Here is a 17,404-nt window from a genome sequence, read left to right on the forward strand (position 1 = left end):
GGCCTGGACGGTGCGCGCCGACGGCCGGGCGGCGCCGCTGCGGCCCGATGGGGCCGACCGGGTGCTGGTCGACGTCCCCTGCACCGGCCTCGGAGCACTGCGGCGTCGGCCGGAGGCCCGGTGGCGGCGGACCGCGGCCGATGTGGCCGCGCTCGTCCCGCTCCAGCGTGCGCTGCTCGTTGCCGCGCTCGACCTGGTCCGCCCGGGCGGGGTGGTGGCGTACGCGACCTGTTCCCCGCACCCGGCTGAGAGCGTCGAGGTGGTGCGTGGCGTGGCCGGACAACGCGCCGACACCTCCATCCTCGATGCCCGCCTGACCCTGCCGGAGGTCGACCGGATCGGTGACGGCCCGTTCGTCCAGCTCTGGCCGCATCTCCACGGCACGGATGCGATGTTCGTCGCCCTGCTGCGCCGGGTCGACAGCTGAGGCGTCGGACCCGGGAGCCGATACCCTCGCGAAATGGCCACCGCGCAGATCTACCCCAGCCTGCTCGCCGCCGACTTCGGCCGGATCGCCGACGCGGCCCTGGCGGTCGAGGGGCAGGCTGACTGGCTGCACGTTGACGTGATGGACTACCACTTCGTCCCGAACCTGGCGTTCGCGCCGGACACGGTGACGGCCCTGCGCGCGGTGACGGATACTCCGCTCGACTGTCATCTCATGATCGACGATCCCGACCGCTGGGCGGCCGGGTACGCCGAGCGCGGCGCGGCGAACGTCACCATTCACGCCGAGGCCGTGTCCGACCTGCCCCGCACCACCAGGGCGATCCGGGCGGCCGGGGCCCGCACCGGCCTCGCCGTGAAGCCGAACACCCCGATCGAGCACTATCTCGACGACCTGCACCGGTTCGACCTGCTGCTGCTGATGACCATCGAGCCGGGTTTCGGCGGTCAGACGTTCATGACCGAGGTGTTGCCGAAGATCGAGGCCGCCCGGCGCCTGCTCGACGCCCGTGGGCTGGACCTGTGGCTGCAGATTGACGGCGGGGTCAACGCCGAGACGATCGAACGGGCCGCGGTGGCGGGTGTGGACGTGTTCGTCGCCGGCACGGCCGTCTTCGGGGCGGCCGATCCGGGCCAGGCCGTCGAGCGGCTGCGTGAGCAGGCGCTGCGGGCGGCGCCCCGGCTGTCCCCGCCCGCGCCACGCTCGGCGGTTGGGCCGGCGTGACCGCGTCCGGCGGCTTCATATGCCAGACTTGAGGCAGTACAACTAACAGCACGCGCGCTCCGGGGTCGGTGAAACTCCGAACCGGCGGTGACAGTCCGCGACCCGTCCGCAGGTACTGGGACGGCTGACCCGGTGGAATTCCGGGACCGACGGTTAAAGTCCGGATGGGAGGATGCGCGCGGGCCGAGTGCCCGTGGTGGTCGTTGACTGCTCGCGGGCGCGTGCCGGCGTGAGCGTGCCGGCGTGGTCCCGCGTGGTTTCTCCTCGCCCAGGGTGCGGGTGCCCGGGAGCGAGGGGCACGGGTCGGATGTTTACCGGCATCGTTGAGGAACTCGGCGTGGTGACCGCGGTGGATGCGCGGTCGGAGTCGGCGGCACTCACCATCGCCTGTCAGACGGTTCTGGGTGATGTGAGTCACGGCGCGTCCATCGCCGTCAACGGTGTCTGTCTCACGGTGACCTCCTTCGCCCGCCCGGGGCTCGACGGGGGCGCCGAGACCGGTACGGCCGGCGGCCCACCCGGCACAACGGACGGCCCGTCGGCGTTCACTGCTGACGTGATGCGAGAGACGCTGGTGCGTTCCTCTCTCGGGAAGCTCGCCGTCGGTGACCGGGTGAATCTCGAACGTCCCGTCCGGCTGGCGGACCGGCTGGGAGGCCACCTGGTCCAGGGGCACGTCGACGGCGTCGGCGCGGTCCTCGACCGGCAGCCCGGTGAGGGCTGGGAGCTCGTGCGCATCGCGCTCCCCGAGGGGCTCGACCGCTACCTCGTGGAGAAGGGCTCGGTGACGGTGGACGGGGTGAGCCTGACCGTCGTCGACATCTCGCCGGCCGGTGGCGACTCACCGGCCACCTTCACGGTCAGCCTGATCCCCACCACGCTCGCACTGACCACGCTGGGTCGCCGCGCGCCGGGTTCCCTGGTCAACATCGAGGTCGACGTGCTGGCCAAGTACGTCGAGAAGCTGCATGCCGGCCCCATCGAACCGAACGGACGACACCGATGACGACATCCGCGGCCGGCGCCTTCTCGACGGCCACCCTTCCCGCCGGTGCCCTTCCCGCCGGCTATGCCGACGTGCGGTTCGCCGCCATCGAGGACGCGCTCGCCGAGATCGCCGCCGGCCGCCCGCTCGTCGTCGTCGACGACGCCGACCGGGAGAACGAGGGTGATCTGATCTTCGCGGCGGAGGCCGCCACACCCGAGCTGGTCGCGTTCATGACGCGGTACACCTCCGGTGTGATCTGCGTGCCGATGGACGCCGCCAACACCGACCGGCTCGAACTGGACCAGATGGTCCCGCACAACACCGAGCGGATGGGCACCGCGTTCACCATCACCGTGGACGCCCGCGACGGCGTCTCCACCGGGATCTCCGCCGCCGACCGGGCCCGCACCATCCGGTTGCTGGCCGACCCGCAGACCATGCCCGGCGACCTGAGCCGGCCGGGCCACATCTTCCCGCTGCGCGCCAAGGATGGCGGGGTGCTGCGCCGCCCCGGCCACACCGAGGCCGCGGTCGACCTCGCCCGGCTCGCCGGGCTGCGGCCGGCCGGTGCGATCTGCGAGATCGTGAACGACGACGGGACGATGGCCCGGCTTCCCCGGCTCGCCGAGTTCGCCCGCGAGCACGGGCTGCTACTGATCTCCATCGCCGATCTTATCGCCTACCGTCGGCGGACCGAGAAGCAGGTGGTGCGGGTCGCGGAGGCATCGCTTCCGACGCGTTACGGGGCGTTCCGGGCGGTCGGGTTCCGCAACATCCTCGACGGCGTCGAACACATCGCGCTGATCCGAGGCGAGCTCGGTGACGGCGAGGACGTGCTGGTCCGGGTGCACAGCGAATGCCTCACCGGGGACGTCTTCGGCTCCCGGCGCTGCGACTGCGGAACCCAGCTCGACGCGGCACTGCGCATGATCGCGACCGAGGGGCGCGGGGTGGTGCTCTACATGCGGGGCCACGAGGGCCGGGGCATCGGCCTGATGCACAAGCTGCGGGCCTACCAGCTGCAGGACGCCGGCCACGACACCGTCGATGCCAACCTCGCGCTGGGCCTGCCGGCCGACGCCCGCGACTACGGCACCGGAGCCCAGATCCTGGTCGACCTCGGCGTGCGCGGCCTCCGGCTGCTGTCCAACAATCCGACGAAGCGGGCCGGGCTGGAGGGTTACGGCCTGCGCATCGTCGAACTTATCGGGATGCCGGTCACCCAGACGCCGGAGAACCTGCGCTACCTGACCACCAAGCGGGACCGGATGGGACACGTCATTCCCGGTCTGCCCGGCCTTCCGGGTCTACCCGGCATGTCCGATCTGCCTAGGGCCGTGGGCGAGGACGAGCCGGCCGGCTCGCGCTGGATCCCGGGGGCGTCGAGGGTGCCGGGGGTGCCGGGAGCGTCGAGGGTGCCCGTCACCTCCGGCTGCACGGCCATCGCGGGCGGCGCGGGCCCGGGTACGCCCGCCGGGGCCGACTGTGCCGAGGGGGAGGGTCTGTGAGCGGCCTCGGGGCTCCCGCGGAGGTGCTTCCGCCCGTCGCGGGCATGCGGTTGGCGGTGGTCGCCACCCGATGGCACGCCGAGATCACCGATGCGCTGCTTGCTGGCGCGCTGCGCGCCGCGAAGGACACAGGCCTCGCGACGGCACCCACCGTCGTGCGGGTCTCCGGTGCGGTCGAGCTTCCCGTGATCGCCGCCGCGCTGGCGGCGCGGCATGACGCCGTCGTCGCCCTCGGTGTCGTCATCCGGGGCGGCACCCCCCACTTCGACTACGTCTGTCAGTTCGTCACCGCGGGGCTCGCCCGCGTCACCCTCGACGCCCGCGTCCCCGTCGGCTTCGGCGTGCTCACCTGCGACACCGTCGAGCAGGCCCGGGACCGCGCCGGGCTGCCCGGGTCCAGCGAGGACAAGGGCCGGGAGGCGACCCTGGCCGCGCTGGGCACCGCCGCGGTGCTGCGCGATCTGGAACTCGCCGGCTGAGCTCCCACGCCGTCACTGGCCGGAACGTTCCGCATCAGGAGTTCACACGCACGGTGCGAGGCCGATCCGTCCGCGTGACATGCTCTCGGTATGGTGTTGCCGTCACATGGCGATTCGAAGTGGATCGGGTGTGTCGGTGGTGTGTTCGCTGCTCGTGGCTCTGATTCCGGCTGTCCCGATCAGTCTGTCCCGATCAGTCCGGTGCTCTTGTCGGGACGGCCGGTTACACGAGACTGTGGTCTCACGTCGTATCGGTGCCCTTGCGCTCTGGCGTCATACTTCGCGGTGGGATCGGAGGAGGTCCCGTCGGCCGGTACACATGGGGGCGGGGTGGCGCGGATGGTAAGTCACGGTGGGAGTTGGAACGGTGACGAGACGTCGGCGTCGACCGGCCCGGTCGGAGGGAATCCGGAGGTCGGGGAACGGATCGCGGCCGGGCCCGGCCGGCGGGATCCCGGCGCGACCGAACCGGGTGGTGGCGGGGACGCGCGCCCCATCTCGCTGCTCGGCCTACGACTGACCGAGCCTCAGACGCCCCGTAACGCTCTGGTTACCCGTCGTCCCATCCGGTCACGTCCGGGCGTGACCCGTTCGGAGCCCGGTGCCGGTCGGACGGGGGGCCCCTCCGGGGGGCGCGGGAGCACGGCAGGCCCGCCGCCCACTCCCATGCCACCGGCCCCACCGCCCGCGCCACCGCCCCCGTCGGGCCGGAGCGCGCCCCCCGTGGGCCTTCCATTGACCGCGTCGCCCGGCCCGAGCTCCGCGTGGCCCGGTGCCTCGCTCACCATGCCCGGCGGAGCGGGGTGGACGCCCGACCTCGCCGCCGCCGCGACGTCGGCGGCCGGGCCGCCGGACCAGTACCCGACCGGTCCGGACCAGTACCCGACGCCACCGGATCCACCGCCCGGTGCGCCGCCGCCCCCGGCCGTCCCCCCACCGTTTCCGGCCGTCCCGCCGCCCGGGGAGACCTGGGAGAACATTGCGGTACTGGTCCCCGCCGCCGGGCAGCCGGTGAACCTCCCGGATGGGACGCCGGTCGTCCCCGTTTCCTGGGCCGCCACCGCGCCGCCCCCAGACGGCTCGCTCGGTGCCGGGCCCGTAGCCGGGCGGCTTCCCCCGTCCGCGGCGGCTGACCCGGGTTGGCCGGTGCCGGAGGCGTGGCTCGACGCCGACCCCCTGGGCGGACCCACGGTCGGCCGGCAGGCGGTCGAAACGCCCGGTACGGAGCCAGCCTGGTCCGTCCCGGTCCCCGCGAACCTGCCGGCACGGCGGTCCGGTCCGGCCCCTTCCCTGCCCGTCCGGGCGGCGGCCGCGGTGACGCCGTCCCGTGGTCCGGCGGTGGTCCCGGCCGTCGCGGGAGCGGGCGGTTCGCCGGTCGCGCGGGCGCGGGCCGGTGGGCGGCGGGTGCTGGTCGGGGGATTCGGTGGCGGAGGCGGCCGGACGACGGTCGCCGCGGGTCTGGGACTGGCGATCGCGGAGCACCACGGTCATCGGGTGATGGCCGTGGATGCCTCCCCGGACCAGTCCGGGCTGCTTGCGCACCGGGTCGGCCTCATGCCACCGGGCGTGGGGTTGCGGGAGTTGGCCACGGCGCGGCCACCGGTGTCCTCATTGGAGGACGTGCGCCGGTTCGTCGCCTCCGACGGCTCCGGTGGCCTGGAGGTGCTGGCCGGACTGCGTGATCTCACCGGGCCGGGGCTGCTTCCCGAGGAGCTGGCCTGGGCACTCGACCTGCTCGGACACTGGTATCCGGTCGTCGTCGCGGACGCCCCACCGGGGTGGAGCCAGCCGGTGCCGGCCACCCTGCTGGCGCGGGCGGACCTCGTCGTGCTGACGATCCGGGCCGGCGAGACGGAGATCGCCGGTGCGGACGACGCGTTGACCGCGTTGACCGCGGCTGGTCGGCCAGATCTCGCTGCCACCGTCATCGTGGCCGTCGTCGAGACGTATCCCTCCCGGTTGAGCCGCGGGGCACGGCTGCGTCTCGAGCATCTTGAGGACCGGGCCTACATGACGGTGCCGGTGCCGTTCGACGCGGCGCTCGCCGACAGCCGTCCGATCAGCTGGTACCGCCTGCGTCGCCGGACCAGGTTCGCCTTCCAGCGCCTCGCCGGGGCGGTCGCCACCGCCCCGCTTCCCGGGTCGCAACCGGCCACCGTGCTGGCCCGGTCCGCCATCGCCGCCCCCGGTCGGTGCCCCCAACCCGGGCCCGGGTCCGTCCGAGCCATGGTGAATGCCACGGACCCGATCCGGTACCGGCCCGCCGCGTCGCCTGGGCCCTAGGCTGGCGAGAATGGCACACGATCTGCTGACTCCGTCCGGTCAGGGCGATGACGGCCGCGCCGATGAGTCGCTCACCCGAGCGCTCGCCGCCAGCCCGGTCAACCCCGCCGTTCTGACCGCCGCGCTGCGCCAGGCCCGGGTCTTCGTCGGAGTCGAGGCTCGGCTCACCGCCGCCGACGCCGTCACCGGTGCGGACAAGACCAGCGAGATGGCGCTGACGACCCTGCGCACCCCGTCCGGCGCGACCGCGCTACCGATCTTCTCCAGCGTCAGCGCGCTCACCGCCTGGCGCGCCTCGGCCCGGCCGGTTCCGGTCGCCGCGGTGGACGCCTGTACGGAGGCGGTCCGGCTGGGGCTCGGAGCGGTGGTGATCGACGTGGCCGGTCCGCGCTCGGCCAGTCTGGACGTCGGGCCGGGCGGTCCCGCGACGGTGCCCGGCGGATCCGACTCCGACTCGCCGCCCGGGACTCTCGACACGCCACGTGCGACCGAAGCCGCGGACCTCGACGAGCTGAGGGTGACCGCCCTGCGCCGTCCATCCGATCCGGATGGACCGTTGTCCCGGCAGCGGGTCCAAGAGGCGTTGCGGACCGTGACCGAGCGGGTCGAGGTGTGGCCGGCGGAACTGCTCCTCCCGGGTGCCGGCGCACCACGCCCGGTGCTTGCCGTCGCGGTACGCCGGGACGGAGATGCGGACGCGCGGTCCGGGGAGTTGCTCGCCCGGCGGTTGCCCCGGCTGCTCGCCGCTGATCCGGACCCGGCGCAGGAGCAGGCGCGGGCCTCGGGCCCGGCCGTGCTGCTCGTGAGCGCGCGGGAGGCCGCGGCGGTGCGCCGCCATCTGGGGCGGGGCCTGCGCCCGACGCGCCGATGGCCGGTGCGGTTCGCGAGGTGAGTGCCGCCGGCCCTTTCGGAGCGCCCGGACGATGATGTGATCGTCGTGTCGCCCGGTCTGGTGCTACGCTGGGGTTCAGACCGCCTGCCGGCTGGTTTTGTTCCGTCCGCTGGCGTTGCCGTTCCCAGGCAGCCAGGGCACGGTGCGGAGCCTGATCGGCAGGACCAAGCGGGGGTTCGCCCTCCACCCGATGTCAGCACTGATGTCGCCACCCCGGGACGTCAGCAGGTCCTCAGGCCGGAGTTCCGGCTGGTGGCCGCGGTGGCCGGGTCGCCGGTCGGCCGAGCCGTTCTCGCGGTTGTCGGCCGGGAGCCTGGTGTACCAGGCTCGGTGCTCCGCTGCGGTGAGGTCAGGCCCGCGCGTCGAGCAACGGAGGAAACACATCAGCACAGAGTCCCGTATCAACGACCGGATTCGCGTCCCCGAGGTTCGCCTCGTCGGCGCGGAGGGTGAGCAGATCGGCATCGTCTCGATCGGTGAGGCCATGCGCATGGCGCAGGAGGCCGATCTCGACCTCGTCGAGGTCGCGCCGACCGCTCGTCCCCCGGTCTGCAAGCTGATGGACTACGGAAAGTTCAAGTACGAGTCCGACCAGAAGCGTCGGGAGGCTCGGAAGAACCAGGTCCAGACCGTCATCAAGGAAATGAAGCTGCGGCCGAAGATCGATCCGCACGACTACGAGACCAAGAAGGGTCACGTCGTGCGTTTCCTGCGGGCCGGCGACAAGGTCAAGATTACGATTATGTTCCGCGGTCGGGAGCAGTCCCGGCCCGAGCTCGGCATCCGCCTGCTCCAACGGCTGTCCGCCGACGTGGCCGATCTTGGTTATGTCGAGGCTCAGCCCAAGCAGGACGGCCGGAACATGACCATGGTCATGGCCCCGCACAAGGGTTCGAAGCCGCAGCGGGTGCCGGAACCGGCCGGCCACGCCTGACTCGACGGCGGGCAGTCCGCGCGGTGGCGCCGCCACCGGTTCCGGATCTCGCCACGCCGGTTGTTCGACCACCCACGTAACCCGTCAGGATGTCAACATGCCCAAACAGAAGTCCCACAGCGGTGCGAGCAAGCGGTTCCGGGTCACCGGGTCCGGCAAGGTGCTGCGCCAGCGGGCCAACCGCCGCCACTACCTGGAGCACAAGACCAGCCGCCTCACCCGCAGACTGGATGGCGTGGTGCCGTTGACGAAGGCGGACAACCGACGCGTCAAGCGTCTGCTCGCCCGCTGACCGCGGCCCGCTGACGACTCCGGCCCCGACTGCGGCGGGCCCGCCGGTCGCGGTCGGCCCGCCGTTGGCGGCCGACTCCGGCCCGGGCCGCCGGACGCACCCGAACGAAGGAGACAGGTGCCCTCATGGCACGCGTGAAGCGGGCGGTCAACGCCCAGAAGAAGCGCCGTACGGTCCTCGAGCAGGCCAGCGGCTACCGGGGCCAGCGCTCGCGGCTCTACCGCAAGGCCAAGGAGCAGATGCTCCACTCGATGACCTACTCCTACCGGGACCGCCGCGCGCGCAAGGGCGACTTCCGGCAGCTGTGGATCACTCGGATCAACGCGGCGGCGCGGGCGAACGGCCTGACCTACAACCGCTTCGTGCAGGGTCTGAAGCTGTCCGGTGTCGAAGTCGACCGCAAGATTCTGGCCGACCTCGCGGTCAACGACGCGGTCGCGTTCACCGCCCTGGTCGAGGTGGCACGGGCCGCGCTGGCGGCGGCGCCGGAGCCCACCGCCGCCTGAGCCCGTCGCGACGTCGGCCCGTGCCCGCCTCCCGCGTGTCCCCCACGACCGACGCCCCACCGTCGACGGCTCCTTCCCCGAGGGCCCCTTCCCCGGGGCCCGGAGTGATCGCCGGAGCGCGCTCCGGGCGGGTCGGCGCCGCGCGTCGCCTCAAGCGGCCCGCGGCCCGGCGCGAGCAGGGCAGGTTCCTGGTCGAGGGGGCGCAGGCGGTGGGCGCGGCGTCGGCCGTCGGCGAGCTGCTCGAGGTGTTCGTCGGAGTCTCCGCGACTCCCCGGCACGAGGAGCTGCTGAGGGCGGTCCGGGTGCCGGTCCGGGTCGTCACGGACGAGGCCGTGGCGTCGCTGTCGGAGACGGTGACCCCCCAGGGCCTCGTCGCGGTCGCGGCCCTGCCCGCTCACCGGCTCGCCGACCTGCACGCCCCCCGGCTGGTCGCGGTGTGCATCGGCGCGGGCGATCCGGGCAACGCCGGCACGGTGATCCGCAGCGCGGACGCGGCCGGAGCGGACGCCGTCGTCTTTACCGGGAGCGGTGTCGACCCCTTCGGGGGCAAGTGCGTGCGCTCCTCGGCCGGCAGCCACTTTCACCTCCCGGTGATCGTGGAACCAGCCTTGGCCGTGGTGCTGGACCGGCTGCGGGCCCGGGGCTGCCGCATCGTGGCGACGTCCGGAGCCGCGGATCGCGACATCGACACCGCCGTCGCCGCCGGTGAGCTCGACGGGCCGACGGCGTGGCTGTTCGGTAACGAGGCACATGGGCTGGCTTCGGCTACTCTGACCGCCGCGGACGCGGTTCTGCGGGTACCGGTGTACGGTCAGGCCGAGTCCCTGAATCTTGCGGTTGCGTCCGCCCTGTGCCTTTACGCGTCGGCGCGGGCGCAGAGAACGGGCAGGTCCGGTACTGACGGCACCGGAGGAGGTGGTCGACGGTGATGAACACTGTCGCGTCGCCATCCGGGCAGGTACCGCCACCCGGCCCCGGCTGCGCGCCCGATTCCACCGATTCGGCCGCGTCGGCCGCGCTGGACGGCCCACTGCCTGCCGCCGCCTTCGACCTGCTACCGGACTCGGTGATCGTGACCGACGCCGTCGGCGTCGTCGAGGTGTTCAACCGGGCGGCGGCGAAGCTCACCGGGGTGGACGGACCGTCTGCGATCGGCCGGCATCTGACCGAGGTCCTCCCGTTGCTGGACGAGCGGGGCAACGACTGGTGGGAGTGCTCGGCAGCCAGCCGGAACCTGCCGCGGGTCACCGGGCAGCCGGAGCGGCGCCTGACCTATGCGGGTCCGGTCCACGACCGTGACTTCCACGTCACGGTGCGGTTTAACCGGGTCGCCGGTCGGCTGGTGCGGGTGTCGCTGTCCCTGCGCGACACCCTCAGCCGCGAGCGGCTGGAACGCAACCGGGCGGATCTGGTCGCGACCGTGGCGCACGAGCTGCGCTCGCCGCTGACCAGCGTGAAGGGATTCACCGCGACGCTGCTCGCCAAGTGGGACCGGTTCACCGACGAGCAGAAGAAGCTCATGCTGAACACGGTCAACACCGACGCCGACCGGGTCACGCGCCTGCTCACTGAGGTGCTGGACGTCTCCCGGATCGACTCCGGACGCATTCAGGTCCGCAAGCAGATCGTCGACCTGCCCGCCCGGGTGCGTTCGGTGGTGGACGGCAAGGTGGCCTCGGGTGCGGCGGGCGCCGACCGGTTCTTCATCTGCGATGAGGGCGAACTGCCCGAGATGTGGGTCGATCCGGACAAGATTGAACAGGTACTGCACAACCTCGTCGACAACGCCCTGCGGCATGGTGCGGGTACTGTGACGGTACTGCTGCGTGGCAGGGACAGCGGCACGGAGGTGAGCGTGGCCGACGAGGGGGAAGGCGTGTCCGAATCGAACGCCGCGCGCGTGTTCACGAAGTTCTGGCGGGGCGCCGGCCGCGGGAACGGCACCGGCCTCGGGCTCTACATCGCCAAGGCACTGATCGAGGCGCACGGCGGCACCATCTCGGTCGGCCGGGCCACGGGTGGCGGCGCCGAGTTCCGATTTTTCGTGCCCGCCGGTGGCCCGGTGTTCGGCTGACGCCGAGCACCGCGAACCGACCGGTGGGCGCCCCGGGCGGCCAGGCGCGCGCCGCCGCCCCAGGACCGGACACCCCATGCCCGGACGAACTCCGCCGCAGGCCGGACGACCCCGGCTTCCCGCCGGGATGGCCCTGCTTTTCACCCGATGACGAGGATGAGCACCGTGCCCGCCCCTGGAGAGACTGTCGACCCGTCCCGGGTCCACGCCCTCGACCCTGATCAGCTCGACGCGGCCGTTGACGCGGCGCGGGAGTCGATCCGCGCCGCCGCCGACCTCGACGCGCTGGCAGCCGTCCGTACCGCCCACATCCAGGGCGCCTCCGCACCGCTGGTGCTGGCCCGCCGGGAGCTCGGTGCCCTGCCCCGTGCGGAGCGTGCCGACGCCGGTCGCCGGCACAACGCCGCCCGCACGGCGGTACAGGCCGCCTACGACGCCCGGCTGGCCGAACTCACCGCCGAGCGCGACGCCCGGGTGCTGCACGAGGAACGGGTCGACGTGACCCTGCCCGTCGACCGTCGCCGCCGTGGTGCCCGCCACCCGCTGACCGCCCTGTCCGACCGGCTTGCCGACGTGTTCGTGGCGATGGGCTACGAGGTCGCCGAGGGACCCGAGGTCGAACACGACTGGTTCAACTTCGAGGCCCTGAACATGGCGCCCGATCACCCGGCCCGCAGCGAGCACGACACGCTCTACGTCGCGCCGACCGGTGCGGGCCGGGTGCTGCGTACCCACACCTCCCCGGTGCAGATCCGCTCCCTGCTGAACCGCCCGCTGCCCGTGTACGTCGTGTGCCCGGGGCGGACATACCGCAACGACACCATCGATGCGACGCACTCGCCGGTCTTCGGCCAGCTCGAAGGTCTGGCCGTGGACAGGGGCATCACCATGGCGGACCTGCGTGGCACCCTGGAGGTCTTCGCCCAGGCGTTGTTCGGGGCGGGCCTGTCGACGCGGCTGCGCCCGTCGTTCTTCCCGTTCACCGAGCCGTCCGCGGAACTGGACGTGCAGTGCTTCGCCTGCCGCGGGGAGGCGGCCCGCCAGCCCTGTCGGGTCTGCTCGGACGAGGGCTGGATCGAGGCCGGCGGCTGCGGCATGGTCGACCCGCACGTCCTGCGGGCCGCGGGGGTCGATCCGACCCGGTACAGCGGTTTCGCGTTCGGGATGGGGCTGGAACGGGCCGCGATGGTCCGCCATGGCATCCGGGAGATCCGCGATTTCGTCGACGGTGACGTCCGGTTCAGCCTGCCGTTCGGAATCGAGGACTGACCCATGCTGATCGTGATGTCCTGGCTGCGGGAGTATGTGGCGGGGCTGCCGCCCACGCGGGCCGTCGCCGACGCGTTGATCCGGGCCGGTTTCGAGGTCGAGGGACTGCGCAGCGCCGGGGGCGAGTTCTCCGGCGTGGTCGTCGGGGAGATCGTCGACTTCGAGATCGTCGAGACGAAGAAGAAGGCCGTCCGCTGGTGCCAGGTCCGGGTCGCCGAGAGCGCCGGATCCGGGGATGCCGGATCCGAGGGCGAGGGCGTGCGCGGCGTCATCTGCGGGGCGCACAACTTCGTCGTCGGTGACCGGGTGGCGGTCGCGCTGCCCGGCGCCGTGCTGCCCGGCGGGTTCGAGATCACCGCGCGGAGGACCTACGGCCATGTCAGCGAGGGGATGATCTGCTCGGCCCGGGAACTGGGCCTTGGCGAGGAGTCCGGCGGCATCCTGGTGCTCGCGCCGCGGGCGCCGATCGGCGCCGACGTCGCCGAGCTGCTCGATCTCGCCGACGAGGTGCTCGACATCGCGGTCACTCCGGACCGGGGCTACGGCCTGTCGGTGCGGGGGATCGCCCGGGAGGCGGCGATCGCCTTCGCGCTGTCGTTCACGGACCCGGGCGCGTCGGCGGACCTGGCCGCCGGTCCGGGGCCCGCCGGGGAGGCCTATCCGGTCGTCGTCGAGGACACCGCGGCGTGTGACCGCTACGTCGCCCGGGTGGTGGCCGGGGTCGACTCGCGGGCCACCACCCCGCCGGGGTGGCAGCGGCGGCTGTCGCTGTCCGGGATGCGGTCGATCTCGGTGCCGGTCGACGTCACCAACGCCGTGCTGCTGGGCCTCGGCCAGCCGTTGCACGCCTTCGACCGGGCGAAGCTGACCGGCGCGATCATCGTGCGCCGGGCCGTCGCCGGAGAGACGCTGCGCACCCTCGACGGGGTCGACCGCACTCTCGACCCCGAGGATCTGGTCATCGCCGACGACACCGGTCCGATCGCGCTCGCCGGGGTGATGGGCGGGGCCAGCACGGAGGTGTCCGCGACGACCACCGACATCGTCCTCGAGGCGGCGCACTTCGACCCGATCACGGTGGCCCGCACCGCCCGCCGGCACCGGCTGTCCTCGGAGGCGTCGCGGCGTTTCGAACGCGGCGTCGACCCGGCGCTCGCGCCGGTCGCCGCGGCGCTGGCCGTCGACCTGCTCGTCGAGCTCGCCGCCGCCCGTCCCGAGCCCGGCGTGACCGACCTGGACCGCCGCCCCGGCCTGGCGCCGGTGACCCTGCCGCTGACGGAACCGGAACGCCTCGCCGGCCGGCCCTACCCCGCCGAGGTGGTGCGGCGCCGGCTCGGCGACGTCGGCTGCGCAGTGGCCGACGGGCCGGCGACCGGGGGCCTGCCCGGTGTCCTGATCGTGACGCCGCCGTCCTGGCGTCCCGACCTGACCCGGCCTGCCGATCTCGTCGAGGAGATCATGCGGCTGGAGGGGTACGACACCATCCCGGTGACCCTGCCGTCGCTGCCCGCGGGGCGCGGGCTCACCGCCGCGCAGCGGATGCACCGCGCAGTGGGCCGGGCACTGGCCTACGCGGGGTTCGCCGAGGTGCTCACCCTGCCGTTCGTGCCCGAGGACGCCGCCGACGCGCTCAGCCTGGCTGCGGTCGACCCGCGGCGCGCGGCGGTCCGGATCGCGAACCCGATCGCCGAGGATGCCGGCTACCTGCGGACGACCCTGCTACCCGGACTGATCGCGGCGGCCGTGCGCAACATCGGCCGGGGGCAGCGCGATCTCGCCCTGTTCGAGAGCGGCCTGGTGTTCCGTGAACGCGAACGGATCCCGACGGGCGTCGTCACCCCGCCGGTGGATCGTCGGCCCTCCGCCGCGGAGATCGTCGCTCTGGACTCGACCCTGCCCGGCCAGCCCCGCCACGTCGCCGTGCTCCTCACCGGGCGCCGTGAGCCAGGTGGCTGGTCCACGCCGGCCCGGGACGCGGACTGGGCGGACGCGGTGGACGCCGCGCACGTGGTCGCCGAGGCGGTGGGCGTCACCCTGACGGTCAGGGCCGGCAATGTCATGCCCTGGCACCCGGGCCGCCTCGCGGAGCTCTCGATCGACGGTCGGGTCGTGGGCCACGCGGGTGAGCTGCATCCCCGGGTGCTCGGCGCCGCCGGGCTCCCGCCCCGGGCCGGCGCGATGGAACTGGACCTCGACGCCCTGATCGAGGTCGCGTCGGCGGCGCCGCCGATGATCGCGCCGACGATCTCCACCTATCCGCCCGCCGACCGGGATGTGGCGCTCGTCGTGCCGATCGAGGTGCCGGTCGCCGACGTGACGGCGGCACTGCGGGCCGGAGCCGGTGACCTGCTGGAGTCCCTGACCCTCTTCGACGTCTTCGAGGGCGCCCAGGTCGGGGTCGGTCAGCGCTCGCTGGCCTTCGGCCTGCGGCTGCGCGCCGGGGACCGGACGCTGACGGCCGCCGAGGCGAACGCGGTGCGGGACGCGGCGGTCGCCCGGGCGGCGGAGCTCACCGGCGCGTCCCTGCGCGCCTGAGGCCGAGGCGGGTTACGCCAGCCTCATTGCATGACAATGAGTTGGCGTGTATAAAATTGCAATCATGGGTGTGACGGCAGCAGTTGCGGGGGCGAGCGGGTACGGCGGCGGAGAGCTGCTGCGCCTGCTCCTCGCCCATCCCGAGATCAAGATTGGTGCGCTGGCCGCGAACGCGTCCGCCGGCCGGCCGGTGACGGACGTGCATCCTCACCTGCCCGACCTGGAGGGCCGGGTGTTCACGGACGCGGCCGCGCTGGCCGGGACTGACGCGGACATCGTTTTCCTGGCACTGCCGCACGGTCAGTCGGCCGCGGTGGCCGCCACCCTGCCCGACACCGTACGGGTCGCCGATCTGGGTGCCGATCATCGGCTCGTCGACCCGGAGGCGTGGCGGCGCGTCTACGGGGGGGAGCACGCCGGGACCTGGGCTTACGGCCTGCCCGAACTCCCCTGGGCGCGGGCGGAGATCGCCGCGAGCCGGCGGGTGGCGGTCCCGGGCTGCTATCCCACGGCGACCTCTCTCGGGCTCGTGCCGCTGCTGGCCGGCGGTCTTGTGGAGCCCGCCGACCTGGTCGTCGTCGCGGCGAGCGGCACGTCCGGCGCGGGGCGCTCGGCCACGGTGAACCTGCTCGGCAGCGAGGTGATGGGTGACCTGACCGCCTACAAGGTGGGCACCCACCAGCACCGGCCCGAGATCACGCAGACCCTCTCCCGGGCCGCCGGTACGACCGTGACGGTGTCCTTCACCCCGGTGCTCGCCCCGCTTCCCCGCGGCATCCTCGCGACCAGTACCGGCCGGGCCATCCCGGGCACCGACGCGGACGCCGTGTACGAGGCGCTGCGGTCCGCCTACGCGGGGGAGCCGTTCGTCCGGGTGCTGCCGCCGGGGCGCTGGCCGCACACCGCGGCGACGCTCGGCGGGAACGCCGTTCATGTGCAGGGGACCTTCGACCCGGAGACCGGCCGGGCGATCGTCGTCACCGCGATCGACAACCTCGGCAAGGGCGCGGCTGGCCAGGCGCTGCAGTGCGCCAACCTGATGCTCGGCCTGCCCGAGACCGCCGGGCTGACCGCTCAGGGCATCGCCCCCTGACCGTTTCCGGCTCGGCAGGCCGGCAGGCCGGTAAGGACGCGGGACCATCGACCAGCAACATCGACCAGCAACGCGGACAGGGGACAGGAGAGGGTTGAGTTGAGCGTCACCGCCCCACGGGGCTTCCGCGCCGCCGGAGTGACAGCCGGGTTGAAGCCGTCCGGCCGTCCGGACGTGGCGCTCGTCGTCAACGACGGGCCGTCCGACGCCGCCGCCGGGATCTTCACCGCCAACCGGGTCCAGGCGGCTCCGGTGCTCTGGAGTCGCCAAGCCCTCGCCGACGGCCGGCTGCGCGCCGTCATCCTCAACTCCGGCGGGGCGAACGCCTGCACCGGTCCGGCCGGATTCGCCGACACCCACGCCACGGCTGAGCACGTCGCCGGGGCGCTCGGTATCGGTGCCGGCGACGTCGCGGTCTGCTCGACCGGTCTCATCGGCGTCCGCCTGCCCATGGACAACCTGCTTGCCGGCGCCACCAAGGCGGTGGCGGACCTCACCGATACCGCCGCCGCCGGCGCCGCGGCGGCGGAGGCGATCCGCACCACCGACACCGTCGCGAAGGCCGCGGTCCGCACCTCGTCGACGACCCCGGGTGTCACCATCGGCGGGATGGGCAAAGGCGCGGCGATGCTGGCGCCGTCGCTCGCGACGATGCTCGTGGTGGTCACCACCGACGCCGTCGCGGACGCCGCCACCCTCGATCGGGTGATCCGGGCGTCCTCGCGGGTCAGCTTCGAGCGGGTCGATTCCGACGGCTGCCTGTCCACCAACGACACCGTGCTGCTGCTGGCCTCGGGTGTCGCCGGGGTCAGCCTGCCCGAGGCGGAGCTGGCGGGGCTGGTCACCGAGGTGTGCGTTGACCTTGCCCAGCAGATGCTCGGCGATGCCGAGGGTTCGACGAAGACCATCGCCATCACCGTGACCGGAGCCGCGACCGAGGACGACGGGCTGGAGGTCGGCCGGGCCGTCGCCCGCAACAACCTGCTCAAGTGCGCTCTGTACGGCAAGGACCCGAGCTGGGGACGGGTGCTCGCCGCGATCGGCACCACGAAGGCCGTCTTCGAGCCCGACGCGCTGGACGTGTCCATCAACGAGGTGCAGGTCTGCCGGGCCGGGGCCCCCGGCGAGGACCGTGACCTCGTCGACCTGTCCGGCCGTGAGGTGCGCATCGGCGTCGATCTGCACGCCGGCGACGCCGAGGTCACCGTCTGGACGAACGACCTGACCGACGGGTACGTCTACGAGAACTCGGCGTACTCGACATGAACGTCCCGACCCGGACACTGCCGCCTTCGAACGGTGGGCACGGCGGCACCGGCGGCACCGCAGGCGCCGATGGCACCGGCGACGCCGCCCCGGGCGGGGGCACCGGGCGGGGCC

Annotated in this window: 16 protein-coding genes and 1 riboswitch; all 16 genes read left to right on the forward strand. The window is 73.1% G+C overall.

The window, feature by feature from the left end; translation table 11 throughout:
- The coding region (locus tag AC08OQ_RS08215; RefSeq protein WP_476611972.1) for a class I SAM-dependent methyltransferase at positions 1 to 427 on the forward strand (427 nt) is incomplete at its 5' end.
- A gap of 33 nt (positions 428 to 460) precedes the next feature.
- A complete protein-coding gene (gene rpe / locus AC08OQ_RS08220) occupies positions 461 to 1,171 on the forward strand; it encodes a ribulose-phosphate 3-epimerase (protein ID WP_476595134.1) in 711 nt (236 codons plus the stop codon).
- A gap of 50 nt (positions 1,172 to 1,221) precedes the next feature.
- Positions 1,222 to 1,351, forward strand: a riboswitch (FMN riboswitch).
- A 127-nt stretch (positions 1,352 to 1,478) separates the two neighbouring features.
- Entirely contained in the window at positions 1,479 to 2,177 is a 699-nt protein-coding gene (locus AC08OQ_RS08225; protein WP_476599905.1) for a riboflavin synthase, read from the forward strand.
- Complete coding sequence (locus AC08OQ_RS08230; protein ID WP_476599903.1) at positions 2,174 to 3,667, forward strand: bifunctional 3,4-dihydroxy-2-butanone-4-phosphate synthase/GTP cyclohydrolase II; 1,494 nt, start codon at positions 2,174 to 2,176, stop codon at positions 3,665 to 3,667. The genes AC08OQ_RS08225 and AC08OQ_RS08230 overlap by 4 nt, the downstream gene beginning before the upstream one ends.
- Positions 3,664 to 4,146, forward strand: coding sequence for a 6,7-dimethyl-8-ribityllumazine synthase (gene ribH / locus AC08OQ_RS08235; RefSeq protein ID WP_462186897.1), 483 nt, complete (start codon positions 3,664 to 3,666; stop codon positions 4,144 to 4,146). Before AC08OQ_RS08230 ends, ribH begins: the two co-directional genes overlap by 4 nt.
- Positions 4,147 to 4,869: 723 nt before the next feature.
- Entirely contained in the window at positions 4,870 to 6,429 is a 1,560-nt protein-coding gene (locus AC08OQ_RS08240) for a MinD/ParA family ATP-binding protein (protein ID WP_476599901.1), read from the forward strand.
- Between the two features lie 10 nt (positions 6,430 to 6,439).
- Positions 6,440 to 7,321 carry an SseB family protein gene (locus AC08OQ_RS08245; RefSeq protein WP_476599899.1) on the forward strand — a complete coding sequence of 294 codons (882 nt, stop codon included), beginning with the start codon at positions 6,440 to 6,442 and terminating at the stop codon, positions 7,319 to 7,321.
- Between the two features lie 343 nt (positions 7,322 to 7,664).
- Positions 7,665 to 8,255 carry a translation initiation factor IF-3 gene (gene infC / locus AC08OQ_RS08250; protein WP_462186894.1) on the forward strand — a complete coding sequence of 197 codons (591 nt, stop codon included), beginning with the start codon at positions 7,665 to 7,667 and terminating at the stop codon, positions 8,253 to 8,255.
- Between the two features lie 97 nt (positions 8,256 to 8,352).
- Positions 8,353 to 8,547: a 50S ribosomal protein L35 gene (gene rpmI / locus AC08OQ_RS08255; protein ID WP_011437566.1), complete on the forward strand. Its 195-nt coding sequence runs from the start codon at positions 8,353 to 8,355 to the stop codon at positions 8,545 to 8,547.
- A gap of 125 nt (positions 8,548 to 8,672) precedes the next feature.
- Positions 8,673 to 9,053, forward strand: a complete 381-nt coding sequence (rplT, locus tag AC08OQ_RS08260; protein ID WP_011437565.1) for a 50S ribosomal protein L20 — start codon at positions 8,673 to 8,675, stop codon at positions 9,051 to 9,053.
- A gap of 104 nt (positions 9,054 to 9,157) precedes the next feature.
- Entirely contained in the window at positions 9,158 to 9,982 is an 825-nt protein-coding gene (locus AC08OQ_RS08265) for a TrmH family RNA methyltransferase (protein WP_476599896.1), read from the forward strand.
- A complete protein-coding gene (locus AC08OQ_RS08270; protein WP_476599908.1) occupies positions 9,982 to 11,127 on the forward strand; it encodes a sensor histidine kinase in 1,146 nt (381 codons plus the stop codon). The genes AC08OQ_RS08265 and AC08OQ_RS08270 overlap by 1 nt, the downstream gene beginning before the upstream one ends.
- Positions 11,128 to 11,292: 165 nt before the next feature.
- The gene (gene pheS / locus AC08OQ_RS08275) at positions 11,293 to 12,396 is read left to right on the forward strand and encodes a phenylalanine--tRNA ligase subunit alpha (RefSeq protein ID WP_476592988.1); all 1,104 of its coding nucleotides are present in this window, start codon (positions 11,293 to 11,295) and stop codon (positions 12,394 to 12,396) included.
- Positions 12,397 to 12,399: 3 nt separating this feature from the next.
- Positions 12,400 to 14,931, forward strand: coding sequence for a phenylalanine--tRNA ligase subunit beta (gene pheT, locus AC08OQ_RS08280; RefSeq protein WP_476599894.1), 2,532 nt, complete (start codon positions 12,400 to 12,402; stop codon positions 14,929 to 14,931).
- 64 nt (positions 14,932 to 14,995) lie between these two features.
- Positions 14,996 to 16,024 carry an N-acetyl-gamma-glutamyl-phosphate reductase gene (argC, locus tag AC08OQ_RS08285; RefSeq protein WP_476599892.1) on the forward strand — a complete coding sequence of 343 codons (1,029 nt, stop codon included), beginning with the start codon at positions 14,996 to 14,998 and terminating at the stop codon, positions 16,022 to 16,024.
- Positions 16,025 to 16,123: 99 nt separating this feature from the next.
- Positions 16,124 to 17,290 (forward strand): bifunctional glutamate N-acetyltransferase/amino-acid acetyltransferase ArgJ, encoded by a 1,167-nt coding sequence (argJ, locus tag AC08OQ_RS08290; protein ID WP_476599890.1) that lies wholly within the window; start codon positions 16,124 to 16,126, stop codon positions 17,288 to 17,290.
- Positions 17,291 to 17,404 lie beyond the last annotated feature (114 nt).

The sequence above is a fragment of the Frankia sp. CcCS3 genome, assembly GCF_977927575.1.

Coding starts and splice junctions, on each gene's coding strand:
- pheT (WP_476599894.1), top strand. CDS start 12,400: ATGCTGATCGTGATGTCCTGGCTGCGGGAGTATGTGGCGGGGCTGCCG.
- AC08OQ_RS08225 (WP_476599905.1), top strand. CDS start 1,479: ATGTTTACCGGCATCGTTGAGGAACTCGGCGTGGTGACCGCGGTGGAT.
- AC08OQ_RS08270 (WP_476599908.1), top strand. CDS start 9,982: ATGAACACTGTCGCGTCGCCATCCGGGCAGGTACCGCCACCCGGCCCC.
- AC08OQ_RS08245 (WP_476599899.1), top strand. CDS start 6,440: ATGGCACACGATCTGCTGACTCCGTCCGGTCAGGGCGATGACGGCCGC.
- rpmI (WP_011437566.1), top strand. CDS start 8,353: ATGCCCAAACAGAAGTCCCACAGCGGTGCGAGCAAGCGGTTCCGGGTC.
- AC08OQ_RS08230 (WP_476599903.1), top strand. CDS start 2,174: ATGACGACATCCGCGGCCGGCGCCTTCTCGACGGCCACCCTTCCCGCC.
- rpe (WP_476595134.1), top strand. CDS start 461: ATGGCCACCGCGCAGATCTACCCCAGCCTGCTCGCCGCCGACTTCGGC.
- argC (WP_476599892.1), top strand. CDS start 14,996: ATGGGTGTGACGGCAGCAGTTGCGGGGGCGAGCGGGTACGGCGGCGGA.
- rplT (WP_011437565.1), top strand. CDS start 8,673: ATGGCACGCGTGAAGCGGGCGGTCAACGCCCAGAAGAAGCGCCGTACG.